Annotated in this window: 24 protein-coding genes; 15 read left to right on the top strand and 9 right to left on the bottom strand. The window is 70.5% G+C overall.

All coding sequences use genetic code 11. The features are described 5' to 3' along the window. Positions 1-50: 50 nt before the first annotated feature. On the top strand, positions 51-458 hold the full coding sequence (locus tag ABD120_RS11155) for an ArsR/SmtB family transcription factor (protein WP_343949706.1): 408 nt from the start codon (positions 51-53) through the stop codon (positions 456-458). Then, positions 458-1,354, top strand: coding sequence for a cation diffusion facilitator family transporter (locus ABD120_RS11150; protein ID WP_343949705.1), 897 nt, complete (start codon positions 458-460; stop codon positions 1,352-1,354). Before ABD120_RS11155 ends, ABD120_RS11150 begins: the two co-directional genes overlap by 1 nt. Before the next feature lies 1 nt (position 1,355). On the opposite strand, the gene ABD120_RS11145 is transcribed toward ABD120_RS11150, so the two are convergent. Then, the gene (locus ABD120_RS11145; RefSeq protein WP_343949704.1) at positions 1,356-2,555 is read right to left on the bottom strand and encodes an MFS transporter; all 1,200 of its coding nucleotides are present in this window, start codon (positions 2,553-2,555) and stop codon (positions 1,356-1,358) included. Positions 2,556-2,614: 59 nt separating this feature from the next. Here ABD120_RS11145 and ABD120_RS11140 point away from each other — a divergent pair, with 59 nt between their 5' ends. After that, positions 2,615-3,622 carry an ArsR/SmtB family transcription factor gene (locus ABD120_RS11140; protein WP_343949703.1) on the top strand — a complete coding sequence of 336 codons (1,008 nt, stop codon included), beginning with the start codon at positions 2,615-2,617 and terminating at the stop codon, positions 3,620-3,622. Here the strand turns inward: ABD120_RS11140 and ABD120_RS11135 are convergent. The 3 genes from ABD120_RS11135 to ABD120_RS11125 form a co-directional block, all read right to left on the bottom strand. Next, positions 3,580-4,527: an NYN domain-containing protein gene (locus ABD120_RS11135; protein WP_343949702.1), complete on the bottom strand. Its 948-nt coding sequence runs from the start codon at positions 4,525-4,527 to the stop codon at positions 3,580-3,582. The genes ABD120_RS11140 and ABD120_RS11135 overlap by 43 nt on opposite strands. Positions 4,528-4,633: 106 nt before the next feature. Continuing rightward, complete coding sequence (locus ABD120_RS11130) at positions 4,634-4,825, bottom strand: acyl-CoA carboxylase subunit epsilon (protein WP_343949701.1); 192 nt, start codon at positions 4,823-4,825, stop codon at positions 4,634-4,636. Beyond that, the gene (locus ABD120_RS11125) at positions 4,822-6,411 is read right to left on the bottom strand and encodes an acyl-CoA carboxylase subunit beta (protein WP_343949700.1); all 1,590 of its coding nucleotides are present in this window, start codon (positions 6,409-6,411) and stop codon (positions 4,822-4,824) included. The genes ABD120_RS11130 and ABD120_RS11125 overlap by 4 nt, the downstream gene beginning before the upstream one ends. Before the next feature lie 48 nt (positions 6,412-6,459). On the opposite strand from ABD120_RS11125, the gene ABD120_RS11120 reads away from it, so the two are divergent. The 3 genes from ABD120_RS11120 to ABD120_RS11110 all read left to right on the top strand — a co-directional run bounded on the left by ABD120_RS11120 (position 6,460) and on the right by ABD120_RS11110 (position 11,515). After that, a complete protein-coding gene (locus ABD120_RS11120) occupies positions 6,460-7,230 on the top strand; it encodes an ABC transporter ATP-binding protein (RefSeq protein ID WP_425563960.1) in 771 nt (256 codons plus the stop codon). Beyond that, positions 7,227-8,825, top strand: a complete 1,599-nt coding sequence (locus tag ABD120_RS11115) for a hypothetical protein (protein ID WP_343949698.1) — start codon at positions 7,227-7,229, stop codon at positions 8,823-8,825. Before ABD120_RS11120 ends, ABD120_RS11115 begins: the two co-directional genes overlap by 4 nt. A 68-nt stretch (positions 8,826-8,893) precedes the next feature. Then, on the top strand, positions 8,894-11,515 hold the full coding sequence (locus tag ABD120_RS11110; protein WP_343949697.1) for a phosphoenolpyruvate carboxylase: 2,622 nt from the start codon (positions 8,894-8,896) through the stop codon (positions 11,513-11,515). On the opposite strand, the gene ABD120_RS11105 is transcribed toward ABD120_RS11110, so the two are convergent. The 3 genes from ABD120_RS11105 to ABD120_RS11095 all read right to left on the bottom strand — a co-directional run bounded on the left by ABD120_RS11105 (position 11,478) and on the right by ABD120_RS11095 (position 15,800). After that, positions 11,478-12,632, bottom strand: a complete 1,155-nt coding sequence (locus tag ABD120_RS11105; protein ID WP_343949696.1) for a DUF418 domain-containing protein — start codon at positions 12,630-12,632, stop codon at positions 11,478-11,480. The two genes, ABD120_RS11110 and ABD120_RS11105, sit on opposite strands and share 38 nt — an antisense overlap. A 127-nt stretch (positions 12,633-12,759) precedes the next feature. Further along, the gene (fdhD, locus tag ABD120_RS11100; RefSeq protein ID WP_343949695.1) at positions 12,760-13,596 is read right to left on the bottom strand and encodes a formate dehydrogenase accessory sulfurtransferase FdhD; all 837 of its coding nucleotides are present in this window, start codon (positions 13,594-13,596) and stop codon (positions 12,760-12,762) included. Further along, positions 13,593-15,800, bottom strand: coding sequence for an FdhF/YdeP family oxidoreductase (locus ABD120_RS11095; protein WP_343949694.1), 2,208 nt, complete (start codon positions 15,798-15,800; stop codon positions 13,593-13,595). The genes fdhD and ABD120_RS11095 overlap by 4 nt, the downstream gene beginning before the upstream one ends. A gap of 66 nt (positions 15,801-15,866) precedes the next feature. On the opposite strand from ABD120_RS11095, the gene ABD120_RS11090 reads away from it, so the two are divergent. The 9 genes from ABD120_RS11090 to ABD120_RS11050 all read left to right on the top strand — a co-directional run bounded on the left by ABD120_RS11090 (position 15,867) and on the right by ABD120_RS11050 (position 23,832). Continuing rightward, a complete protein-coding gene (locus ABD120_RS11090) occupies positions 15,867-16,676 on the top strand; it encodes a biotin--[acetyl-CoA-carboxylase] ligase (RefSeq protein WP_343949693.1) in 810 nt (269 codons plus the stop codon). A 17-nt stretch (positions 16,677-16,693) separates the two neighbouring features. Then, positions 16,694-17,206, top strand: coding sequence for a PH domain-containing protein (locus tag ABD120_RS11085; protein WP_343949692.1), 513 nt, complete (start codon positions 16,694-16,696; stop codon positions 17,204-17,206). A 170-nt stretch (positions 17,207-17,376) separates the two neighbouring features. Then, positions 17,377-18,462 (top strand): S-(hydroxymethyl)mycothiol dehydrogenase, encoded by a 1,086-nt coding sequence (locus tag ABD120_RS11080; RefSeq protein ID WP_343949691.1) that lies wholly within the window; start codon positions 17,377-17,379, stop codon positions 18,460-18,462. Beyond that, positions 18,459-19,067, top strand: coding sequence for an MBL fold metallo-hydrolase (locus ABD120_RS11075; RefSeq protein WP_343949690.1), 609 nt, complete (start codon positions 18,459-18,461; stop codon positions 19,065-19,067). Before ABD120_RS11080 ends, ABD120_RS11075 begins: the two co-directional genes overlap by 4 nt. Before the next feature lie 88 nt (positions 19,068-19,155). Then, positions 19,156-19,332 (top strand): (2Fe-2S)-binding protein, encoded by a 177-nt coding sequence (locus tag ABD120_RS11070; RefSeq protein WP_343949689.1) that lies wholly within the window; start codon positions 19,156-19,158, stop codon positions 19,330-19,332. Positions 19,333-19,348: 16 nt separating this feature from the next. Then, positions 19,349-19,828 (top strand): bacterioferritin, encoded by a 480-nt coding sequence (gene bfr / locus ABD120_RS11065; RefSeq protein WP_343949688.1) that lies wholly within the window; start codon positions 19,349-19,351, stop codon positions 19,826-19,828. A gap of 205 nt (positions 19,829-20,033) precedes the next feature. Continuing rightward, positions 20,034-21,530: a chymotrypsin family serine protease gene (locus ABD120_RS11060; RefSeq protein ID WP_343949687.1), complete on the top strand. Its 1,497-nt coding sequence runs from the start codon at positions 20,034-20,036 to the stop codon at positions 21,528-21,530. A 352-nt stretch (positions 21,531-21,882) separates the two neighbouring features. Next, positions 21,883-22,551, top strand: coding sequence for a response regulator transcription factor (locus tag ABD120_RS11055; protein WP_012888073.1), 669 nt, complete (start codon positions 21,883-21,885; stop codon positions 22,549-22,551). A gap of 3 nt (positions 22,552-22,554) precedes the next feature. Beyond that, positions 22,555-23,832: an ATP-binding protein gene (locus tag ABD120_RS11050; protein WP_343949686.1), complete on the top strand. Its 1,278-nt coding sequence runs from the start codon at positions 22,555-22,557 to the stop codon at positions 23,830-23,832. 159 nt (positions 23,833-23,991) lie between these two features. Here the strand turns inward: ABD120_RS11050 and ABD120_RS11045 are convergent, their stop codons facing one another. Continuing rightward, positions 23,992-24,465 (bottom strand): GtrA family protein, encoded by a 474-nt coding sequence (locus ABD120_RS11045; protein ID WP_343949685.1) that lies wholly within the window; start codon positions 24,463-24,465, stop codon positions 23,992-23,994. 166 nt (positions 24,466-24,631) lie between these two features. Then, the coding region (locus ABD120_RS11040) for a hypothetical protein (RefSeq protein WP_343949684.1) at positions 24,632-25,233 on the bottom strand (602 nt) is incomplete at its 5' end.

Genomic DNA, 25,233 nt, shown 5'->3' with positions numbered 1-25,233 from the left:
TCGGACCTGCTCGTTGACAGCCCTGCGGCGCCTTCAGCTAGCCTTGTCATATGAACAGTTATTCAGAAGTGCAGATCGACGGCTGTACCGTCAGGGTGGTCGACGCCGACCGGGTGGAGTCCGTTCGCTCCAGAATGCCAGGTCAGGAGGACCTCGCCGACACGGCCGACGTCTTCGGCCTGCTGGGCGACCCCAACCGGCTGCGGCTGCTGCTCGCGCTTCTGGACGGCGAACTGTGCGTGTGCGACCTGGCCGCCGTGACGGGCCAGAGCGAGTCTGCCGTCTCGCACGCCCTCCGGCTCCTGCGCGCCCACCGCGTGGTCGCGGTCCGCCGCGCGGGCCGCATGGCCTACTACCGGCTGGAGGACGCCCACGTGCGCATGCTGCTCGACCTGGCCGTCGCCCACACCGGCCACACCCAGGCCATCCACCCCGAACGCGGCGAGGTGGAGCGCTGATGGGCGCCGGACACGGGCACGGCCACGCCGGGGCCAAGCACCGCTGGCGGCTGATGGTGTCGTTCGGCCTGATCGGCGTCTTCTTCGTGGTCGAACTGATCTTCGGCCTCACCAGCGGCTCGTTGTCGCTGCTGTCGGACGCCGGGCACATGGCCGCCGACGTCGTGACTCTCGGCGCCGCCCTGGTGGCCACGCGCATCGCCGCGCGACCGGACACGACCGGCAGGCGCAGCTACGGCTCCTACCGGGCGGAGGTCTTCGCCTCCCTGCTCGCCGTCGTCCTGATGCTCGGCGTCGCCGTGTACGTCGTGGTCGAGGCCATCGGCCGCATCGGCGAGAAGGCGGAGATCTCCACCGGCCCCATGATCGTCGTCGGTGCGCTCGGCCTGGTCGTCAACCTCATCGCGCTCATGCTGCTGCGCGCCGGCGCCTCGGAGAGCCTCAACGTCAAGGGCGCCTACCTGGAGGTCATGGCCGACACGGCGGGCTCCGTCGGCGTCATCGTGGCCGGCTGGCTGGTCGCGAGCACCGGGCAGCCCGTCTGGGACACCGCCGTGGCCCTCGCCATCGGCGCCTTCGTGGCCTTCCGCGCGGTCGGCCTCGGCAAGCAGGTCTTCGCCGTGCTCGGCCAGCACGTGCCGGAAGGGCTCAGCGCCGAGGAGGTCGCGGGCGACCTGGCCGCCATCAAGGGCGTCAGGGACGTGCACGACCTGCACCTGTGGACGCTCACCTCCGGCATGCACGTGGCCACCGCCCACCTGGTCGCCGACCAGCGCGACAGCCACTCCGTGCTCGACCAGGCCCGCGAGGTGCTGCGCTCGCGCCACGGCGTCGCCCACGCCACCCTCCAGGTCGAGCCCGCCGACCACAAGGGCTGCGACGAGATCGGCTGGTGAGCTACCTCTCGGCGCGAAGCGGGGAGAAGTAGATCGGCATCCAGCTCAGCGCACCGAACACCGCGCCCGTCCACAGCGCGGCCCGCATGCCCCACACCTCGCCCACGAAGGCGGCCAGCAGCCCGCCGACGCCCACGGCGCCCATGAGGATCAGGCGCATGGTGGCGTTCATCCGCCCGAGCATCTCGTCCGGTGTGACCTGCTGGCGGAAGCTGATGAGCAACACGTTGTTCAGCCCGCTCCGGTAGGTGAACACGAACCAGGCCAGCGCGGACACCCAGATCCACGGGCCGGGCCCGATCAGCGGCACCAGCACGGAGGCCGGCATGGTGATCAGGCTGACCACCCACACCGCCCGGCCCCTGCCGAAGCGACGGCCCACCGCGTGCGCGCCGGCCGAGCCCGCCAGCGCGCCCGCCCCGCCGACCGCGAGATAGACCCCCAGCACCCAGGCCGGATAGCCGAGCTGGGAGACGACCAGCAGCGGCAGCAGCGCCGTGAACAGGGGAAAGGCCAGGTTCGTCATCGCACCCTGGACGACGATGGGGCGCAGCGTCGGGTGGGAGAGGACGAACCGGACGCCTTCGGCGGCCTGGACGGCCAGCGCGGGGCGCTCCGCCGAGGCGGGCGGGGGTTCGTGGGAGCGTACGGACCGGAGGAAGGCCGCCGACCACAGGGAGGTGAGCGCGTGGAGCAGGACCCCCGCCGGCGCTCCCGCGAGCCCGACGAGCACCCCGGCGAAGCTCCTGCCCGAGATGTCCATCACGGCGCCGGTCCCCAGCAGCAGCGAGTTGGCCCGTACCAGCCGGTCCCTGCCGACCAGCGCGGGCAGGAAGCTCTGCGCCGAGACGTCGAAGACGAGCGCGCACACTCCGGCGAGCACGGCCACCGCGTACAACTGCCCCATCGTCAGCACGCCGAGCCAGGCCGCCACCGGCACCCAGGCCAGCAGCGCCGCACGGGCCAGGTCGGCGGCGATCATCAGCGGGCGTTTGCGCCGCCGGTCGATCCACGCACCCGCCGGAAGGCCCACGAGCAGCACCGAGATCGTGCCCAGCGCGCTGAGCAGCCCCACCTCGGCGGGCCCCGCGGCCAGCCCGGTCACCGCCAGCAGTGGCAAGGCCACATGGCCGACCTGCGTGCCGAAGCCGCCGACCGCAGCGCTCAGGTAGAGGTTCCGGAAAGCTCGTTCACGCAACATGCGGCCACTGTGGTCAAATGACCCTGATGTCGCGATCGATTAAGTGAGCAGCGAATCGGATGAGCCTGGAGCTGACCTTCACCGCCGAGGATGTGGCCAGGACCCGCTTCGCCCTCTCCCCGCTGTGGGAGGTCGTGGCCAGCGTGCGCGTGCTCAAGGAGCCGTCCGGGCTCAACCGTCCGTGGGCCGAGCAGGCCAGGCGGCGCCTGTCCGGCGTGGACTGGCGGCTGCTGTCGGACCTCGTGCCGGTGCCGACCCGCACCCTCGTCGGCTTCGTCAGCCCGCCGCCCGCGACCACGCTGCCCGGCCTCGACCGCGAACTCGACGGGCTGCTCGCCGGCGAGGACACCGTCCGTGAGGAACTCGACGCCTGGACGGACGGTCCCCGCACCCGCCGCGTCGCCGCACTGTACGCCGACCCGGCCGCCGGGCTGGCCCGCCTCGCCGACGAGATCAGGGCCTACTGGCAGGCGGCCGTCGAGCCGGTCTGGCCGCAGGTGCGCACGCTGCTCGAAGGCGACCTGCTCTACCGCGCGCGGCTGCTGTCGCAGGGCGGGGTGCGCGCCGTGCTCGCCGACCTCGACGACGGCATCACCTGGGCGGACGAGCGGCTGCGCCTGGCCCACCGCCACTGCCGGGGCGTGCGCTCCCTCGACGGGCGCGGTCTGCTGCTGGTGCCGTCGGTGTTCACCTGGCCGAGGATCTTCTCGATCACCGCGGCGCCCTGCCAGCCGACGCTGCGCTACCCGCCGCGCGGCATCGCGACGCTGTGGGAACGGCGGCCCGCCGACCCGCCGGGCGCGCTGGCCGCCGTGCTCGGCACCACCCGCGCCCGGCTGCTGGCCGAACTCGACCAGCCCGCCTCGACCCGCGAACTGGCCGTGCGGACCGGCCTGTCGGAGCCGGGCGCCAGCCAGCACCTGACCGCGCTGCGCCGGGCCGGGCTGTGCACGGCCCACCGCACCGGCCGCTACGTGCTCTACGCGCGTACGGCGGTGGCCGACACGCTGCTGGCGGGCCGTCCCTACTTGGAGGAGACCCCCACCCCCAGGTCGAACTCCCGGTAGACCCGCGCCCAGAACCCGTCGCGCAGCCACACCCTGGCCTCGGGGTAGGGCCGCAGGGAGTGGCCCAGCTCCTTCTCGGCCTCGATGAGGAGTTCGGTGTCGATGACCGTCGGCAGTATCGGACCCGGCAGCAGATCGCGGATGTTGTCGCGGCCCCGGGTGAGTATCCACTTCTGCGCCACGTGCTCGCCGACGTCCTCGACGCGCGGACGGCTCGGCCCGAGCTTGGCCACCTGGCCCGCCTTGACCGGCGGCTTCGGCGTGGCCGTGCGCCCGGCGAAGACCTGCGCGGGCGACGGCGCCGCGCTCGGCGGCGCGGCGACCGGTACCGGTTGCGGCGCCCGGCTGAAGTAGGGGCGCAGGAAGTCGGCGGAGATCACCTCGACGGTGTCGGACTCCCACACCAGCCGCTCGGCCTGGTTGGTGCCGTAGGGCGGCTCGACGCCCCACAGGTGGATCCGCACGCCGTATGCCTGGGCGGCCTCCACTGCGGGCACCATGTCCTCATCGCCCGCCAGCAGTATCGTGTCGGTCACCGCGTGATGTCTGGCCAGGGCCTCCAGATCGCTGCGGATCTGGGCGTCCACGCCCTTCTGCTGGCCACGGGCGTTGAGGTTGCCGAGCCTCACCTTCACCCAGGGCAGCTGGGCGATGACCCGCTGGTCGACGGTGGGCACACGGTCACGGGCGGCGTCATACCAATAGATTCGCAAGAGTTCGCCGGAAATCCGTTCCTCGGCGTGTTTCTGGAGACCCTGGATGAGCTCATCGGCGGCAACCCGGTATTCCTTGCGCTCCTTTGCCCCTAGCAGCACCTCACCTGCCGCGGCATACAGATAACCGACATCCACCAGGACGGCGTACTTCGCTGCCACAGGATGCGGCTTGAGGTCTGGGATCGGCATGTCGTCCTCCAGGCCGCGGCCTTAGTCGATCGGCTGACTATATACGCCTACTTTTCTAGATAGTCCCAACTCCCGGCGAAGTTGACACCCGAATCCGGGGATCCATCTAGGGTAGTGCGCTCAGTCTCCAGGCCGACTTCCCAGGCGAGAGAGGACTCCGCAGGGATCTGGCGGGGTTTCGCCATGTTTCGCGCTCACTCGGCGCGTCGTGCCGCTCGGGCGCGGCACGACGGACACTGAGTACGGCGACCAACGCCGCGATCTCTTCTGGGGTGGCATCGCCCCGGATGACATTCACAAGGGGATGTTCCCATGCTTCTTGGGCGGGAGTGAAGCACGCTTGTTTCGGAGCGCCCGCAATGCCTTCACCACCTGAGCCCGAGTGTCCGATGGACGGATCACCGCGTCCACATATCCGCGTTCCGCGGCGATGTACGGATTGGCCAGAGTGTCCTCGTACTCGGTCACCAGGCGGGCCCGCTCGGCGTCGGGATCGCCTGCGGCGGCCAGTTCGCGGCGGTAGAGGATGTTGACCGCGCCCTGCGCCCCCATCACCGCGATCTGCGCGGTGGGCCAGGCCAGGTTGATGTCGGCGCCGAGGTGCTTGGATCCCATGACGTCGTAGGCGCCGCCGTACGCCTTGCGGGTGATCACCGTGACCAGGGGGACGGTCGCCTCCGCGTAGGCGTACAGGAGCTTGGCGCCGCGCCTGATGATGCCGTTCCATTCCTGATCCGTCCCCGGCAGGAATCCCGGCACATCCACGAAAGTCAAGATTGGGATATTGAAAGCATCACATGTCCGGATAAATCGTGCGGCCTTTTCGGACGCGTCAATATCCAGGCATCCCGCGAAATGCATCGGCTGGTTGGCCACCACACCCACCGGACGTCCGTCGATTCGCCCATATCCCACCACGATGTTCGGTGCGAACCGCGCGTGCACCTCAAGGAACTCGCCGTCGTCCAGCACCCGTTCCACCACCCGGTGCATGTCGTACGGCTGGTTGGCCGAATCCGGGATGACCGCGTCGAGTTCCGGGTCCGGCCCGAGATCCTCGGCGGGCTCGAACCCCGGCGCCTCGTCCAGGTTGTTGGAGGGCAGGTACGACAGCAGCGCCCGCACGTACTCCAGCGCGTCCGCCTCGTCGGCCGCCTGGTGGTGCGCCACTCCCGACTTGGTGTTGTGCGTGTGCGCGCCGCCGAGTTCCTCGAAGCTCACCTCCTCGCCCGTCACCGTCCTGATGACGTCGGGGCCGGTGATGAACATCTGCGACGTCTGATCCACCATCACCACGAAGTCGGTCAGCGCGGGGGAGTAGACGTGCCCGCCCGCCGCCGCCCCCATGATCAGCGAGATCTGCGGCACCACCCCGGAGGCGTGCACGTTGCGCCGGAAGATCTCGGCGTACAGGCCCAGCGCCACCACACCCTCCTGGATGCGCGCGCCGCCGCCCTCGTTGATCCCGATGATCGGGCAGCCGGTCTTCACCGCGAGGTCGAGGATCTTGACGATCTTCTCGCCGTAGACCTCGCCCAGCGAGCCGCCGAAGACCGTCACATCCTGTGAGAAGACGCACACTTGGCGTCCGTCGACGGTGCCGTACCCGGTGATCACCCCGTCGGAGTACGGGCGCCTGCCCTCCAGTCCGAACATCGTCGAGCGGTGCCGCGCGAAGGTGTCGAACTCGACGAACGACCCCTCGTCCAACAGCGCGAGAACCCTTTCCCGCGCGGTCATCTTGCCCTTCGCGTGCTGCTTCTCCACCGCCGCCGCCGACCCCGCGTGAACGGCTTCCTCACGGCGTCGTTCCAGGTCGGCGATCTTCCCGGCGGTGGTGTGAATATCCGGATCTTCCGGCCATTCCGCGGCACGTGCGCTCATGGGATGCATGCGCACGAGGTTAATCCCTCCTTCTACGCTGGATCCATGATGGAGGCGGTTCGCACACAAGGGCTTCTCAAGCGGTTCGGCCAGCAGACGGCCGTCGCGGGAGTCGATCTCATCGTCCCCCGTGGCAGCTTCGCCGGACTGGTGGGGCCCAACGGCGCGGGCAAGACCACCACGCTCAGCATGATCACCGGACTGCTCCGCCCCGACCACGGCACGGCGGCGATCGACGGCCTCGACGTCTGGCGGGACCCGGTCGCGGTCAAGGCCCGCATCGGCGTGCTGCCCGAGGGGCTGCGCCTGTTCGAGCGGCTGTCCGGCCGCGAACTGCTCGTCTACAACGGCCGCATGCGCGGCCTGCCCAAGGCCGACGTCGAACAGCGGGCCGACGAACTCCTCCGGGTCATGGACCTCGGCGACGCGGCGGACAAACTCGTCGTCGACTACTCGACCGGCATGCGCAAGAAGATCGGCCTGGCGGCCGCGCTGCTGCACAATCCGGCCGTGCTCTTTCTCGACGAGCCGTTCGAAGGCGTGGACCCGGTCAGCGCCAACACGCTCACCGAGGTGCTGCGCCGCTACACGGAGTCCGGCTCGACCGTGGTGTTCTCCAGCCACGTCATGGACCTGGTCGAGCGGCTGTGCGACTGGGTGTCGGTGATGAGCGGAGGTCACATCGTCGCCCAGGGCCCGCTGGCCGACGTGCGCGGCGGACGCAGCCTCAACCAGGCCTTCCTCGACCTCGTCGGCGGCCCCCGCGACAGCGGCGGCGCCGGGCTCGACTGGCTCGGCGCCAAGGCGGCGGACAAGTGAGCACCGCCCGACCCGGACACAGCGGGCACCTGAGCACCGTCCGGCTGTTCGCCGGGCTCAAACTGCGGCTGCTGGTGGGGAACCTGCGCGGCGACCTCCCGCGCAAGGCCGGGTTCGTCTTCACCGTGCTCGCCGCCGCCGTCGTGGCGGCGCTCGGCTTCCTGGCCATGGCGCTGCTGCGGGCCGCCTCCCCTGAGACCGCCGCCGACGTGCTGACCCTCGCCTACGCGGGCCTCTTCGTCGGCTGGGCCGTCGTCCCGCTGCTCGCCTTCGGCCTGGACGACACCCTCGACCCGGCCCGGCTGGCACTGTTCCCGCTGCGCACCCGCGACCTCGCCGTCGGCATGTTCACCGCCTCCGCCACCGGCGTGTGGCCGGCCGCCACGCTGATCGTCACGGCGGGCGCCCTGGCCGGCGTCGCACGCGGCCTCGGCGGCCTGCTGATCGGCGTCGTCGCGGTGTTCCTGCAGTTCGCGCTGTGCCTGGTCACCTCGCGGCTGGTCACGACCGCGCTGTCCGGGGCGCTGCGCTCGCGCCGCGGCCGCGACCTGCTGGCCGTCGCCGGCATCCTGCTCGTTCTGCTCTTCCAGCTCCCCAACCTCATCGGCAACGGCGGGCTCGGCGACCCGGGCGCGCTCGTCGGCGGCATGGCGGAGGCGCTCCGCTGGACCCCGCCCGGCCTGGCCGCCCACTCCATCGCCGACGGCGGGCTGGCCGGCCTGGCCGAACTCGCCGTCCTCGCCCTCGTCGTGCTCGGCCTCGGCCTGCTCTGGATCAAGGCCCTCGAACGGGCGCTGGTGTCCACCGACGCCTCCACCCAGGGCGCCGCCGTGCGCGGCTCCGGCGGGTTGTCCGACCGGTTCCTGCCCGACGGGCACCTGGCCGCCGTCGTCGCCAAGGAGCTCAAGTACATCCGGCGCGACCCGCGCTTCCGGGTCGGCTGGTTCTCCTCCGTGGTCGTCACCGCCGCCATCGCCTTCTCCGTCGTCGGGCAGTCCGACGGCCCCGTCTGGCCGGTCATGGTCCTGGGACCGGCCGCGTTCTGCGCGCTCATGCTCGCCGTCCAGTCCTGCAACGTCTTCGGCATCGACGGCCGCTCGCTGTGGATGAACGCCATGGCCGTCGGCGACGAGCGTGGGCTGCGCACCGACCTGGCCGGGCGGCACCTGGCCGCCGGGCTCCTCGGACTGCCGCTGCTGGCCCTGGTCACCGTCGCCGCCGCCCTGTTCACGGGGTTGCCCGAGACGATCTGGTACTCCGTGCTGTGCGCGTGGGGGGTGTTCCTGCTCGGGCTCGGCGTCGGATCCGTCACCAGCGTCCTCATCCCCTACACGGTGCCCGACCGGCTCAACGCCTTCTCCGGCGCGGCCCCGGGGCAGGGCGGGCAGGCGTTCGCCGGGTCGTTCGGCGCCCTCGTCGCCGTGGCCGGGCTCAGCCTGCCCGTGGTGCTGCCGGTGGCCTTCGGGCTGACGTGGGTGGCGGTGCTGGCGGTGCCGTACGGGCTGGGGGCCGAGTACCTCGGACGGCGGGTCGCGGCCGCGATCGGGCACAACCGCATGCCCGAAATCCTCACCGCCGTTTCCCACCCCACCTGACCAGTGGTCTAGTCCAATAGGTGGGACCGGTCTGCCCCGTCCGAAAGGCACTATGTACGCTTCGGAGCATGACTGACCAGGCAGTTGAACGCCGCAGCGCCGCCGTCATCGAGATGCCCGATGAGCTCCGCAGAAACGTGAAACTGCTCGGCAGGCTCCTCGGCGACGTACTCGCCGAGCAGGGCGGCAAGGACCTGCTCGACGATGTCGAACGTCTGCGCAAGGCGGTCATCGCCGCGCGCAGGGGCGAGACCTCCGCCGACGAGATCACCGCGATGGTGGCCGAGTGGGAGATCGAGCGGGCGGTGCAGATCGCCCGCGCCTTCACGTGCTACTTCCACCTCGCGAACCTGGCCGAGGAGCACTACCGCATCCGCACCCTGCGCGACCGCGACGCCGAGGGCGAGGTCCTGAAGGAGTCGCTGGCGCACGCCGTCGAGGAACTCGGCGCCGCACGGGTCGAGGAACTCGTCGAGGGCCTCGAACTCCACCCGGTGCTGACCGCCCACCCCACCGAGGCGCGCAGGCGCGCGGTCGTCACCGCGATCCAGCGCGTCAGCCGCCGGCTCACCGAGTACAACACGCCGGGCTTCGGCGCCTCGGAGCGCGAGGAGTCGCTGCGGCGCCTCACGGAGGAGATCGACCTCCTGTGGCGTACGGCCCAGCTCCGCAACACCAAGCTCGACCCGCTCGACGAGGTGCGCACCGCGATGGCCGCCTTCGACGAGACGCTGTTCCGCGTCGTCCCCCAGGTCTACCGCTCGCTCGACGCCGCCCTCGGCGAGGGCACCGGCCTGCGCCCGCCGCTGGCCCGGCCGTTCATCCGCTACGGAAGCTGGATCGGCGGCGACCGCGACGGCAACCCCAACGTGACCGCCAAGGTCACCCGCGAGGCCGTGCTCATCCAGGCCGAGCACGTGCTGACCGCCCTGGAGACCGCCACCACCCGCATCGCCCGCACGCTCACGGCGAGCGCCCAGTTCGCCTCGCCGTCGCGCGAGCTGCGCTACGCGCTGGCCACCGCCGAGGACGCCCACCCCGACCTGGTCTCCGAGCTGGCCACCCGCTCGCCGCAGGAGCCGCACCGGCAGTGGCTGCTGTACGTCGCGGCCCGCATCGCCGCCACCAACGAGCGCGACCTGGACCTCGCCTATCGCTCGCCGGACGAACTGCTGGCCGACCTCAGGCTGGCGCAGGACTCCCTGTCCGGCCACGCGCCCCGGCAGGCGTACGGCGAGCTGCAGCACCTGGTGTGGCAGGTGCAGACGTTCGGCTTCCACCTGGCCGAGCTGGAGGTCCGCCAGCACTCGCAGGTGCACGCGGCCGCGCTCGCCGAGGTCAGGGCGGGCGGCGAGCTGTCGCCGCGCACCGAGGAGGTGCTGGCCACGATCCGGGTGATCGCCTGGATCCAGGAGCGGTTCGGCGTGCGCGCCTGCGGCCGCTACGTGGTCTCCTTCACCCGCTCGGCCGAGGACGTGGCCGCCGTCTACGAGCTGGCCGACGCCGCGCTCGGCGCCCGCGCCCCCGTGCTCGACGTGGTGCCGCTGTTCGAGTCCGGCGCCGACCTCGACAACGCCCCCGACGTGCTCACCGGCATGCTCGCGCTGGACCCGGTCCGGGCCAGGCTGACGGCCACCGGGCGGCGCATGGAGATCATGCTCGGCTACTCGGACTCGGCCAAGGAACTCGGCCCGGCCGCCGCGACGCTGAAGCTGTACCAGACGCAGGAGCGGCTGACCGAGTGGGCCCGCGCCAACAACGTGAAGCTGCGCCTGTTCCACGGCAGGGGCGGCGCGCTCGGCAGAGGCGGCGGCCCCGCCAACCGGGCCGTGCTCGCCCAGGCGCCCGGCTCGGTCGCCGGCCGCTTCAAGGTGACCGAGCAGGGCGAGGTCATCTTCGCCAGGTACGGCCACCTCGCCATCGCCCGCAGGCACATGGAGCAGGTGGCCAACGCCGTGCTGCTGGCCTCCTCCGACGGGGTCGCCGAGCGCACCTCGGCCGCCGCCGCGCGGTTCGGCACGCTGGCCGAGCAGGTCGCCACCGCCTCCGAGCGGGCCTACCGGGCGCTCACGGAGGCGCCCGGCTTCCCCGAGTGGTTCGCCCTGGTGAGCCCGCTGGAGGAGATCGGCTCCCTGCGGCTCGGCTCGCGGCCCGCGCGGCGCGGCCTCGGCGCCCCCCGCTCGCTGGACGACCTGCGGGCCATCCCGTGGGTGTTCGCCTGGGCGCAGACCCGGGTGAACCTCCCCGGCTGGTACGGCCTGGGCAGCGGCCTGGCCTCGGTCGCCTCGCTGGAGGAACTGCGGGCGGCCTACGCGGAGTGGCCGTTGTTCAACTCCATGCTCGACAACGCCGAGATGTCGCTGGCCAAGACCGACCGCTCGATCGCCGAACGCTACCTCGCGCTCGGCGGGAGGAACGACTTCTACAAGCAGGTGCTCGCCGAGTACGACCTGACCCGCAGGCTCGTGCTCCAGGTCACCGGGCACAGCAGGCTGCTGGAGAACCGTAGGGTGCTCTCGCGGGCCGTGCAGTTGCGCGACCCGTACGTGGACGCCCTGTCGCACCTGCAACTGCGGGCGCTGACCGCGCTGCGCAGGGGCGAGGTCTCCGAGCACGAGGCCGAGCGCCTGTCGACGCTGCTGCTGCTGTCGGTCAACGGGGTCGCCGCGGGGCTGCAGAACACAGGGTGACCGCGCGCAGGCCCCACTCGATGGGGCCCTGCCGGTGGCCGCGCATCCACCAGGCGCTCAGCGCCAGCAGTACGGCGTACTCCAGCGCGGCCACCCCCATCACCGCGACCGGCGACAACTCGCCCGCGAGGCCCAGGCCGTACGCGGTGAAGATCAGGCAGGCCAGCACCGACTGGCCGATGTAGTTGGAGGCGGCGGCTCGCCCGGCGGGGGCGAGTGCGGCGCCGACCTTCGGCACCCGGTCGATCACCCGCAGCAGTGTCACCACGTAGGCGGCCGCCAGCGGCAGCGACGTCAGGTTGTTCATGGCCATGCCGACCAGCGCCCAGCCCTCGCCGCCGGTCGCGGACCAGGTGTAGAGCGCCGCGGCGGGCAGGCCGATGCCGAAGCCCAGCCACTGGATCCTGGGCAGCAGGTGCGCCCACCGCTCGCGCTCCTCGAACAGTCGCGACTTGCCGGCCGCCAGGCCGAACAGGAACAGCGCCATCGCCATCGGCCCCTGGCCCAGCCACACCAGCGGCGCCATCGTCGGGTACGTCTCCACCTGGTACTGCAGGAACGTCAGCGGTGTGCCGGTCATCGCCGCGAGCGCCCGCTCGGCGTTCGCCGCGTCCTCGGCGGGGGCGGCCGATCCGGTCAGCATCAGCAGGCCGCCGAGCGCGAGCCAGATCAGGGCGGAGACGCCGATGATCCAGCAGCCCGCCTTCACGGCCGTGCGCGGCTGGATGTTACGGGCCGCGAGCAGGATCAGGCCGAGCAGGGCGTACAGGGTGAGGATGTCGCCGATCCACATCAGGAAGCCCTGCAGGACGCCCAGCGTGAACAGGCCCAGGCAGCGGCGCAGCATGCGCGCTTTGACCTTGTCCCCCCACGAGCGCATCTGCAGGGTGAAGGAGTAGCCGAACATGAACGAGAAGATCACATAGAACTTGGTCAGCACCAGGGTGTTCAGCAGCGCGGACACCACGCTGCCCGACATCGGCAACTCGCTGCTGCCCGCCGAGAAGCCGGGGTCGGCGAAGAAGCCGATGTTGGCGACGAGAATGCCGCCGAGTGCGAAGCCCCTGATGGCGTCCAGTTCGTGAATCCGCGCTCCCACGCGCGCCAGCACCGTCATGGTCAGGGACGCTACGGACCCGATGGTCTCGCGGGCATCTGCCGGGAGGCCACGGCGGCTACGACCAAAGTCGTCTTCCCCCGGTCGGGAAGTCGCGCCGGTACCACCCATGCGGCGGGTGGGACCGTCAGCCGGTGACGACGCGGTCCATGCCCGCGTAGACGTTGCAGCGCTCGCCGCGCAGGAAGCCCACGAGGGTCATGCCGAAGTCGCGGGCCAGGTCCACGGCCAGCGAGGACGGCGCGCCCACCGCGCACACCACGGGGACCCGCGCCGCCAGCGCCTTCTGCATGATCTCGTAGCTGGCCCGGCCGCTGACCATCAGCAGGTGGCTCTCCAGCGGCAGCCGCCCGGTCAGCGCCGACCAGCCGACGAGCTTGTCGACCGCGTTGTGGCGGCCGACGTCCTCGCGGGCCGCCACCGGCTCGCCGCCCGCAGTGAACAGGCCCGCCGCCTGCAGCCCGCCCGTCTTGCCGAACACGCCCTGGGCTGCGCGCAGCTTGCCGGGCAGGCCGTACAGGACCTCGGGGGTGATCCTCAGTTCGTCGGCCACCACGGGGGCGCACCGGTGCCGCAGCGCCGCCAGGCTCGCCGACCCGCACACCCCGCACGCGCTGGAGGTGAGGAAATGCCGATCCAGCCCGGGAAGGTCGGGCAGCGGCCCGTCGATCCGGACGGTGACCACGTTGTAGCGGGCCTCCGGCTCGACGTCGTCGTCGGTGCAGTAGCCGATCGCGGTGATCCGGCCCGGCTCGACCAGCCCCTCGCCGTGCAGGAAACCGGCGGCCAGGTCGAAGTCGTGGCCGGGGGTGCGCATGGTGATGGCCACCGTACGCACTCCTTCCGGCGACTGGACGCGGACCTCCAGGGGCTCTTCGGTGGCCAGGGTGTCGCGGCGGTCGCGTGCGGTGCCGCCGGACAGCTCGCGGACCCGCGCCCGCGTCGTCGGTCCCGGTCTGCTCACAGGGGTTTCACCGTCACCTGGGCGTTGTAGTCGGGGATGCGCGCGTCGGGTGAGCGCCTGGACTCGTCGAGCAGCACGTTGCCCTCCGGCCAGTGGATCTGCAGGTTGCCCGGCATCAGCGGGGCCCGCAGCACCCGGCCCCGGTAGGTGCGGGCGCGCTCGCCCAGTGCGGTCAGCTCGACCGGGGTGCCGTCGGGCAGGCCGAGGCGGTCGGCGTCGTAGGCGCTCATCAGCACCGCCTCGCGCATGGCCCCGTTGAAGCCGTCCCGCCGCTCGTGGACCATGCTGTTGAACTGCTTGCCGCGCCGCGTGGCCACCGTGAAGGAGCCGTCCGGGCGGTCGAGCGACGGCAGCGTGACCGCCGAGAAGCGGCCGAGGCCGTCGGCGGTCGGGAAGTGGCCGCCGGGGCACAGGTGGGCGCCGCCGTACTGCACGTTGTCGCCGAAGGCCCGCAGCCCGGCGATGCCCGCGTAGAAGGGGACGGCGCGCTCGATGTCCTCGCGGATCTCCGGGGTGCCGGTGTAGCGCACGTCCAGGTCGGGGCGCACGCGGGCGGCCAGTTCGGTGAAGATCTTCCACTCGGGCCACGCCTCGCCGACGCGCGGGCCCTCGACCTCGGGGGAGAAGATGATCCGCCGCTCGGTGGAGGTCTCGGTGACGCCGCCGACCATCTCGTAGCGGGTCTGGGCGGGCAGCAGCAGCACGTCGCCCTCGCTCGGCACCAGCATCTGCGACGACAGCACGATGTCGATGTGCACCCGCAGCCGCAGCCGGGACAGGGCCTCGCGGCAGTAGGCGGGGTCGGGCAGGACTTCGAGGAAGTTGCCGCCGGAGGACACGAGGGCGTCGAGGTCGCCGGTGTGGGCGGCGTCGATCATGTCGGTCGCGGTCAGGCCCGGCGCGCTGGGCACCTCGAATCCCCATATGTCGGTGAATTTCGCGGCGGTTTCCGGGGTGATGGGCAGGCCGCCCGGCAGCCCCGTCGCGTACGCGCCCATCTCCGCGCCGCCCTGCACCCCGCTGTGCCCCCGGATCGGCATCAGCCCGCAGTTCTCGCGGCCCACGAACCCGCGCGCCAGCGCCAGGTTCACGATGGCCCGCACGTTGTCCTCGCCGTAGCTGTGCTGGGTGATGCCCATCGACCAGACGAGCACCGCCGAGCGCGCCTCGCCCAGCAGCCGCGCCAGCCGCAGCATGTCCTCGCGCGTCGAGCCGGACAGCGCCTCCAGCGACTCCCACGACTGGGCGGCGACGGCCTGCTTCGCGGCCTCGAAGTCCGCCGTGTGCCCGGCGACGAAGGTCCGGTCGATCCAGTCGTTCTCGACGAGGTGCTTGAGCACGCCGTTGAGGAAGCCGATGTCGCCGCCGACGTTGACGCCGAAGAACTCATCGGTGATCTTCGTGCCGAACAGCGCGGACTCGGCGTTCGACGGCACCCAGTACTTGTCCATGCCGGGCTCGCGGTAGGTGTTGACCATCGCGATCCGGGTGCCCGCCTTCTTGGCGTGGTAGAGGTACTTCATCGCCACCGGCTGGTTGTTGGCCGGGTTCGAGCCGATGAAGACGATCAGATCGGAGCCGATCCAGTCGGTGTACGAGCAGGTGGTGGCCGCCGCGCCGATCGTCTCCTTGAGCGCCACCGTCGAGGGGGAGTGACAGATGCGCGCGGCGTTGTCGATGTTGTTGGTGCCCATCGCGCGGACGGCCTTCTGGGCGGCGAAGTAGTTCTCGTTGGGCATCCCCCGGCTGGTCAGGTAGACCCCGAACCGGGAGCCGCGCAGCCCGGCGGCGGCCACCTCCAGCGCCTCCGGCCACGACAGGCGGGTGAAGCCGGGCTCTCCGGCCCGCCGGATCATGGGGTACGGCAACCGCCCCAGCTCCCGCAACTCAGCCGACTTTTTACCGACAAATCCGGAAACGTTGGTCAGGGCGTGGTGATCCAGCGCAGGCATCGTGTTCAACGGCAGCAGCCGCAACCGGATGTTGCACAGGTGGATCTCGTCCATCGTCCAGTCGCGCATCCCCTGCGTGCCGAGCGCGCACCCGTCGCACGTGCCCTGGTTGAGGATGCGCCAGGCGTAGCGCCTGCTGCCCTTGACCGACCGGAACGCCTTCCACAGCTCCAGGTAGTTGTTCGGCTTGCGCAGCCCCAGGCCGAAGGGCCGCCACGACGCCCAGTTGCGCGGATCGAGAATCCTGCTCATGGCCCCCATCTTGCTCCCCGAGCGGACGTCCACGCCATCGGGGAAACCATCGGGGAAAATGGAGGAGTGTCCAACTCCAGATACTCAGACCTGGAACGCCCTCCGCTGTCGGAGGACGCGCTCCGCCGCGCCCTGATCCGTCCGGGCAGCCTGTGGAGCGGCGTGGTCGTCGCAGACAGCACCGGTTCCACCAACGCCGACCTCGCGCAGGCGGCCGGTGCGGGCGCCGAGGAGGGCGCCGTGCTGGTGGCGGAGGAGCAGACCGAGGGCAGAGGCCGCCTCGGCCGCTCGTGGAGCGCGCCCCCGCGCTCCGGCCTCATGGTCTCGGTGCTGCTGCGCCCCGACGTGCCCGCCACCCGCCTCGGCTGGCTCCCCCTCCTGTACGGCGTCGCCGCCGCCTCGGCCGTACGCCGCCTCGGCGAGGTGGACGTCCGCCTCAAGTGGCCCAACGACCTGCTCGTCGGCGACCGTAAGCTGGCCGGGATCCTCGCCGAGCGCGTCGGCGACGCCGTCGTCGTCGGCATGGGGCTCAACGTCTCGGTCCGGCCGGAGGAGCTTCCCGTCGCGAGCGCGACCTCGCTGGCCATCGAGAAGGCCGCCTGCACCGACCGCGACCCGCTGCTGCGCGCCGTGCTGCGCGAGGTGGAGGCCCACTACCGCGACTGGGTCGCCGCCAGGGGCGACGCGGACGCCAGCGGCCTGCGCGCCGCCTACCAGGCCTCCTGCGACACGATCGGGCAGGACGTACGCGTGGAGCTGCCCGGCGGCGACACGCTGGCGGGCCGGGCCGCGGGCATCGACGCCGAGGGCAGGCTGGTGGTCGGCGAACACGCGCTGAGCGCCGGAGACGTGGTTCACGTGCGGCGCCCGTCCTAGAGTGGCACGATGCCCACATGAGCCTCCCTGACCACCACCTGACACAGGGTGAGCGCCGCCTCCGTTACTTCCAGCCGCACTGGAAGCAGCTGGTGGTGCCGTGCATCGCGCTGGTTCTCATCGCCGCGGGCTCCGGAGTGGCGATCTTCGTCGTGCCCGGCGAGTGGGAGTACGCCGTCCACGCCCGGATCGCCGTGGCCGTGATCGCCGTGCTGCTGCTCACCATCTGGTCGTTCGTGCCCTACCTCCAGTGGAAGAACACCGGCTACGTGCTGACCACCCACCGCTTCACGATCAGCAGCGGCGTGCTCAACAAGTCGACCGACGAGATCCCGCTGGCCAAGGTCAACTCGGTCAGCTCCGACCAGTCCTTCGCCGAGCGCCTGCTGGGCTGCGGCACCCTCACCGTCGAGTCGGCCAGCGAGCAGGGGCAGCTCGCGCTGCGCGACATCCCGAGGATCCAGGACGTCAGGGCCGACCTGTTCCGCGCGGTCGAGGACGCCTCGGACGGCGACGCCGACGGCACATGAGCGCGGACACCCTGCCCAGGCCCACGGCCGGCCGACGCTGCCCTCGCCGGGAGACTCGCCGGTCATCAGGGGTACGGTCGCACCCGCTCGGAGCCACGTCCGCACGCGGCATCGGCGTGGTGGAGGCGTATGTCTTGCGGAGGTCTTCACCGTGACAGGAAGATGCAGTAATGCCGTACGAAGTTCAGGGCGTCATCGCCCGAGGTAAAGGCCAGAAGGTAACCGTCGAGACCGTGCACGTGCCGGACCCCGGTCCGGGCGAGGCGGTCGTCGGGGTGCGGGCGTGCGGCGTCTGCCACACCGACCTGCACTACCGGGAGGGCGGCATCGGCGACGACTTCCCGTTCCTGCTCGGCCACGAGGCCGCCGGGGTCGTGGAGGCGGTCGGCGAGGGCGTCAGCGGGCTGGAGCCCGGCGACTTCGTGATCCTCAACTGGCGGGCGGTCTGCGGCCAGTGCCGCGCCTGCCTGCGCGGACGCCCCCAGTACTGCTTCGCCACCCACAACGCCGAGCAGAAGATGACCCTCGCCGACGGCACCGAGTTGGCACCCGCGCTCGGCATCGGCGCCTTCATCGAGAAGACGCTGGTCGCGGCCGGTCAGTGCACCAAGGTCTCGGCCGAGGCGCCCGCCGCCGTCGCCGGGCTGCTCGGCTGCGGCGTGATGGCCGGCATCGGCGCCGCGATCAACACCGGCGGCGTCACCAGGGGCGACACCGTGGCCGTGATCGGCTGCGGCGGCGTCGGCGACGCGGCGATCCTCGGCTCGTCGCTGGCCGGCGCCGCAAAGATCATCGCCGTGGACGTCGACGACCGCAAGCTGGAGTGGGCGCGCGACTTCGGCGCCACCCACACGGTCAACTCCACCGCCACCGACCCGGTCGAGGCCGTCCGCTCGCTCACCGGCGGCTTCGGTGCCGACGTCGTGGTCGAGGCGGTGGGGCGGCCTGAGACGTACAAGCAGGCGTTCTACGCGCGCGACCTCGCGGGCACGGTCGTGCTCGTCGGCGTCCCCACCCCCGACATGCGGCTGGAACTGCCCCTGCTCGACGTGTTCGGGCGCGGCGGCGCCCTCAAATCCTCCTGGTACGGCGACTGCCTGCCGAGCCGTGACTTCCCGATGCTCATCGACCTGTTCCTGCAGAACCGGCTGCCGCTCGACCGGTTCGTCTCGGAGGAGATCGCCCTCGACCAGGTCGAGGAGGCTTTCGCCAAGATGCACCGCGGCGAGGTGCTGCGTTCGGTGGTGGTCCTGTGATCGACCGCGTCATCACCTCGGGCACGTTCTCCCTCGACGGCGGCACCTGGGAGGTCGACAACAACGTCTGGCTGATCGGCGACGCCCGCGAGGTCGTGGTCGTCGATGCCGCCCATGACGCCCACGCCGTGGCCGAACGGGTCGGCGGGCGCCGGATCAAGGCCGTTCTGTGCACCCACGCGCACAACGACCACATCAACGCGGCCGCCGCGCTCAACGCGCCGATCCGGCTGCATCCGGCCGACCACATGCTGTGGGAGCAGTTCTACGGCGACGCGGTGGCGTATGAACCGTTGAGCGACGGCGAGAAGATCGAGGTCGGCGGCATCACGCTGGAGGTCGTGCACACGCCGGGCCACTCACCCGGCGCGGTCTGCCTGTACGCCCGCGACCTGGGCGCGCTGTTCAGCGGCGACACCCTGTTCAAGGGCGGGCCGGGCGCCACCGGCAGGTCCTACTCGTCGTTCGACACGATCATCGCCTCCATCCGCGACAGACTGCTGACCCTGCCGCCGGAGACCCGGGTGCACACGGGGCACGGCGAGTCCACCACCATCGGCGCCGAGGCGCCCCATCTGGAGGAGTGGCTGGCCAGGGGTAATTGATCTGTGGCGCATCGCACATAGGCAAGCCTTACCAAAGCAGGTACTTTAGGTGTGCCTAACCTAATGCTTTGCGAGAGGCTACTCCTGGATGTACGTCTGCGTTTGTCGTGCGGTGACCGAGAACGAGGTCCACGACTGCATCGCCGCCGGTGCGAGGAGCGCGCGACAGATCCGCGACACCACCGGCGCCGGTGGCGACTGTGCCTCTTGCGTGCGCAAGATCTGTGCGATGCTGAAGCGGTCTGAAGAACTGACGACCGCATAGCACGAGGGGCCCGTTCATGCAGGGCGACAAACAGATCATCGAGTTGCTCAACGAACAGCTCACCGCCGAGCTGACCGCCATCAACCAGTACTTCCTGCACGCCAAAATGCAGGAACACTGGGGATACACCAAACTCGCCGAGCACACCCGCGCCGAGTCCATCGACGAGATGCGCCACGCCGAGCGCCTCACCGACCGCATCCTGTTCCTCGAAGGTCTGCCCAACTACCAGCGGCTGGGCACGCTGCACATCGGGCAGACGGTCGAGGAGCAGCTCCGGGCCGACCTCGATGTCGAACTGGCGGTGGTCAAACGGCTGAAGCCGGCGATACAGCTGATGCGCGAAAAAGGCGACGCCACCTCGGCCCGGCTCTTCGAGGACATCCTCGCCGACGAGGAAGTGCACATCGACTATCTGGAAACCGAGCTTTCGCTGATCCAGAGTCTGGGCGAGCAGCTTTACCTGGCCCGCTACGCAGAACCGCCGTCCGCTTAGCTTTCGCAGTCTCGAAAACGCGCCCGCCGAATTCTCGGCGGGCGCGTTTTCGGTCCCTGTCGGCTGGCAACTAGTTGTCGGAGGTGGCACCAAGTTGGCGTGCGAGATCACTTTCAAGACGGTGGGGGACGTGGTCGACTGCTCGTGATCACTTCTCGTCGGCTTCTCGACAAGAGATCGTCGACGTCTCGATAAAAGGAGAACGATGCGCGGACTGTTGTCCGTTCGTGCCGCACTGCTGGCCGCCGCCATGGCTTCGCCGCTTCTGGCGGTCCCAGCAGTCCCGGCCGCCTCAGCGAGCTCTGCCGCCCCTGTTCCGCTGCTGCCGGGCGATCCGTTCGCCGGCCTGCCCAGCCTGACCTTCCAGCAGTCCTTCGCGCTGCGCGAGGCCGAGGCGCGGGCGCTGGCCAACCCGGCCGTCTTCGCACAGCCGTACGTCGATGTGGCGGGCACCCTCCACGCCCCGGTCACCAGCGCCGACGCCATGGGCGCGGCAGCCACTCCCATCGAAGTGCCGCCCGAGAGCGCGGCTCCCGACGAGGGCACCGACGACCTGTCCCTGGTGCCGCCTCCCCTCACGGGAACCCAGAAGGGCGGATCCCCCGCCGCGGAGCCCGTCGCCGACCCCTACGCCCTGCCCAAGGATCCCACCCAGGCCAGGACCGTCACCGGCACCGGGACTCGCGAGTTCATTCCGCGTACGCGGGTCGTGCGCGAGACATGGAGCAGCCTCCAGGCCATCGCCGACCAGATCGCCGACCTCACTCCGGCAGAGGTCCCGGGCGCCGACAAGATCCTGACGACCACCGTCGATCCCCGCAACGAACGGGTCGTCGTGGAGGCCACCGCCGTCACCGACGCCTTGCGTACGGGGCTGGGAGCGCGGTTCGGGGTCCAGAACGTCGCCATCGTCCACATCACCGACCCCGGACCACTGCTGACCGTCGAGGAGGACGCCGCCCCCGCCGGGCCTGTCGCCCCGCAGGGCACCGGCGACCGGCAGGGAGACTGGGATCCCTTCTACGGCGGCGCGCTGATCCGCACGAACCATCAGGGTCCGGACCGGAGGTGCACCACCGGGTTCGCCTGGCGGGAGTCCGGGATGCACTACATGCTGACGGCCGGGCACTGCACCTCGATGAACTACTTCGGCTGGAGCGGCGCGGGGCAGCCCGTCGGTCAGGTGAAGCACGACGTGTTCGACAACGGCACGGGCAGCCTCCGGGTCAACGGCCACTTCCGGGGAGACGTCTCCCTCATCAAGATCTTCGACGGAAGCTCGTCCTGGTCCAGGGTCTACGTGGGCAACAAGAACTCCGACAAGTATCGCCAGACCGCAGGCAAGCTGCCCCGCCGGGCGCAGCACGGAGACAAGTTCTGCACCGGTGGCGCTTTCAGTGGCGAACTGTGCGGGTGGAAGGTCAACGGTCTCCGCATCACGCTCGAATACAACGGCGGCAAGAGAAAAATGAAGTACGCCGCGCGCGGCACCAAGGAGGGCAAGTGCTCGATGAAGGGTGACTCCGGGGCGCCCGTCTACTCGGTGAACAACCAGGGCAAGATCGTCCCCAGGGGTGTCCTCCACGGCGGCAGCGGCGGCGGAAGCGACGGGATCGGGGGCGACAACGATCCCTGCATCGTCTACTTCACCGACATCGACGACGCGCACATCGGCCTGCCGGGAACCCTGGCCGTCGGGTGACCCCTCCGGCCGCCGGCTCGGAGTCGCCGGGAGGGGCGGCACGGGCGGCGTGGCGGCGGGACGGGGTGCGGGGAGTGGCGCCTTGGAGGCCCGCTTGGGGCGTGAGAGGGGGGCGTGGGGCGGGGCTGGGCCGTAGCAGAGAATGTTTTGTCCGTTGATCTTCGCGGGGCGACACGCCGGGTGATGAGAATGTGTGCCGCGAGGCAAGGAAGAATGAGGCCACAAAGCGGGCAATTTCATCGGTATTAATAGGCGTTTATAAGAGTTTGCCCAGGTCAATGGATAGGTCAACGACAAGTCAAACCGTGCGCTGCGCGGGGGAAACGATCGCCTAAGGTCCTACGATCGCTTCATGACCTGCGTACTTCTCGCCGAGGATGACACCTCGATCTCCGAGCCGCTTGCGCGCGCATTGCGTCGCGAGGGCTATCAGGTCGAGGTGAGTCCCGACGGCCCGCAGGCCCTGGAGAGGGCCCTGTCGGGCGGAATCGATCTCATTGTCCTCGACCTGGGCCTGCCCGAGATGGACGGACTGGAAGTGGCCAGGCGCATCCGCGCCGAAGGCCACGGCACCCCGGTCCTCATCCTGACCGCGCGTGTGGACGAGGTCGACACCGTCGTCGGCCTCGACGCCGGCGCCGACGACTACGTCACCAAGCCGTTCCGGCTGGCCGAACTGCTCGCCCGCGTCCGGGCCCTGCTACGGCGGGGCACCTCCGAGACGCCCGTTGTCCAGGGGGTGCGCATCGACGCCGACTCGCGCCGCGCCTGGATGGGCGACAAGGAGCTCCACCTCACGACCAAGGAGTTCGACCTGCTGCGAGTACTCGTCCGCGACGCCGGCAAGGTCGTCACCCGCGAACAGATCATGCGCGAGGTGTGGGACACCAACTGGTGGGGCTCCACCAAGACACTCGACATGCACATCTCCTGGCTGCGCCGCAAGCTGGGCGACGACGCCGCGAAGCCCCGCTACATCACCACCGTCCGGGGAGTCGGCTTCCGCTTCGAGCGCGAGTAGGCGATGCGCCGCCGCCTGCTCTCCTCCACACTGGTCGTCGCGGTCATCGCGGTACTCCTGCTCGGAGTCCCACTGGGGCTCGTGGTCGGGCGCCTGATCGTCGACGAAGCCGCCAAGGAGCTCAGGTCGGAGGCGACGCGTCTGGTGGAAGAGGTGGAATACGCCAGAATCCAGGACGCGCCGCTCGACCCCCAACAGCTGAAGCAGAAATATCCCGAGCGTTACATCCAGATCTACGAAAGGGGCAACCCCCCCAAGGCCACCATCGTCGGCACACCGCCGCCGTCCGGCCACCAGATGATGGAGGACGCTCAGTCCGACAGCGGCATCTATGTCCGCGTGAGCCGTGACAAGGACCAGGTCGAGCAGGACGTCCGCGCACGTCTGCTGCTCATCGTGGCCTTGGCGGTCGCGGCACTGGCCGTGGCCGTCGGACTGGCGATCGTGCAGTCCCGCCGGCTGACACTGCCTCTGCAGGATCTGGCCAAGATCGCCGAACGGCTGGGCTCAGGGGACGCCCGGCCCAGCAAGCACAGGTACGGCATCCCCGAGCTGGACCGGGTGGCGGAGGTCCTCGACCGCAGCGCCACCCGGATCTCCGACCTGCTCACCCGCGAACGCGAGTTCGCCACCGACGCCTCCCACCAGCTCAGGACCCCCCTCACGGGCCTCACCATGCGCCTGGAGGAGATCGTCGCCGCCGCCGACCACCCCGAGGTCGTGCAGGAGGAGGGCGAGGCCGCGATCGTGCAGGCAGAACGGCTCACCGCCGTCATCGACGAACTGCTCGCCGCCGCCCGGCGGCAGCGACACGCCCAGGCCGAGCCCATCACCGTGGACGACGTACTCGTCCAGCAGGTCACCGAGTGGGAGCCGGTCTTCCGAGGATCCGGGCGCGAGCTGCTGCTCGAAGGCGAACGCGGGCTGCAGGCCCTGGCCACCACCGGCGGCCTCGGCCAGGTGGTCGCCTCCCTGCTGGAGAACTCCCTGCGCCACGGCGGCGGCACCGTCCGCGTCAGCACCAGCCGGGGTGACAACTACGTGGTCATCGAGATCGGAGACGAAGGACCCGGCATCGACGACGCCATCGCCGGGCGGGTCTTCGACCGCAACGTCAGCGGTGGCGGAGGCACCGGACTCGGGCTCACGCTGGCGCGCGCGCTGGCCGCCGCCGACGGCGGCAGACTCGAACTCGTACGCCGCAGGCCCGCCGTCTTCGCCCTGTTCCTCCGTCCCGTGGAGGAGAAGGGCAGAACCCGCGTCGTGACCGGCCCCGCGTGACTGAACACCGAGCGGTACGGCCGGTCGTGTCCTCCGCGCCGGGCAACCCGGCGGATCGGCTCCTGTCGGTCCGCCGGGCTCGTCGTGGCTCGGCAGGACGATCCACCCCTGTCTTCGCCTCGCCGGGACGCGCCTTCGACCGGCCCCGCGCCGGTGGCCTCAGCGGGGCTGCTTGACCTCGGGCAGCTCGGCCGGGATGGGATCGGTGGCCTCCAGGAAGACCCACCGCTTGTACGACCAGAAGCGGAAGAGGGTGCCGAGCCCCACGCCCACCAGGCGGGCGATGTTGAGGCTGACCGGGTCGTCGAGCTCCAGCGTCCACTTGGCGAAGCCGATCGTGAGGACGTTGAACAGCAGGGCCACGCCGTTGAGCAGGAAGAACAGGAAGTATTCGCGGCCCAGGCCGCTCTGCTCACGGTGGCGGAAGGTCCACCAGCGGTTGCCCGCGTAGGCGAACGTGGTTGAGATGATCGTGGCGAGGACCTGCGAGGTCATCGCCCCCATGTCCACCGCGAACAGGAACACGTTGTACATGGCCGTGTCGATCACGAAGGCGATCGCGCCGACGGTGCCGAACTTGGTCAGTTCCTGGACCAGGCTGGCGAACCGCTCGTAGAGGCGTTTCACGAACACCACGTCTCGTCCTTGGCCCTCTCTGCTCCGCGATGACAGTTTTCCCAGCGTACCGGCTTGTCCTCGGGCGACGTGCCGACTGTCCCAACAAATGGCCGGGATCTTCCCGGCTGGCATCTTTGCGGCTGACGGGTAAGGAAGCGGTAAAAACGCTTGGATGTGGCGGTCAGTCCGCCTCGCCGCGACGGAGCAGGGCTCTGGCGCGCCTTCGGGCGCCGAAGGGTCTGACGTCCGGAAGGCTCGCACCCGCCAGCACCGCCGCCCTGGAGAAGAGTCGCATGGTGTCGCTGTCGTCCGCGTACGAGTCGGCGAGGGCACGGGCGGCGGCCACGAGCCGTTGGCCGTTCAGCGGCAGGATCGCGGCTTCCGGGACCTTGCCGATCGCGCGGCCACGCCAGACGGCGGCTTGCAGGCGCAACCGCTCGCTGTCCGGATCATCGTCGGGCGTGCCGGCCGCTTCGCAGGCGAGTAGGACGGCCACCTCGTAGGCGGCTCGCGGGTTGCCGTTCTCGGCGGCCCACATGCATTCCTTGCCCGCCTCGCCCCAGGCGTCGGGGGTGGGCGGATCGTAGGGCGGGGGCTCCTCCGGGGCGAGGATGTCGCCCACCGTCTCCGGTCTTCCTTCCGGCACGAGTGCGGAGCCGTTGTTCTCTTCCTCCTGCTTCGCCGCCTGCCACAGTTGGGCGAACTCGTCGATCAGGTCGTCAAGGGGGGCAAGGCCGTTGCGTTCTCGGTTGATGGACGCTCGCTGGCCCGATGAGGTAGGTG

The organism is Nonomuraea longicatena (assembly GCF_039525605.1).
Taxonomy (GTDB): Bacteria; Actinomycetota; Actinomycetes; order Streptosporangiales; family Streptosporangiaceae; genus Nonomuraea; species Nonomuraea longicatena.
This window is presented reverse-complemented; position numbering and strand designations above follow the sequence as displayed.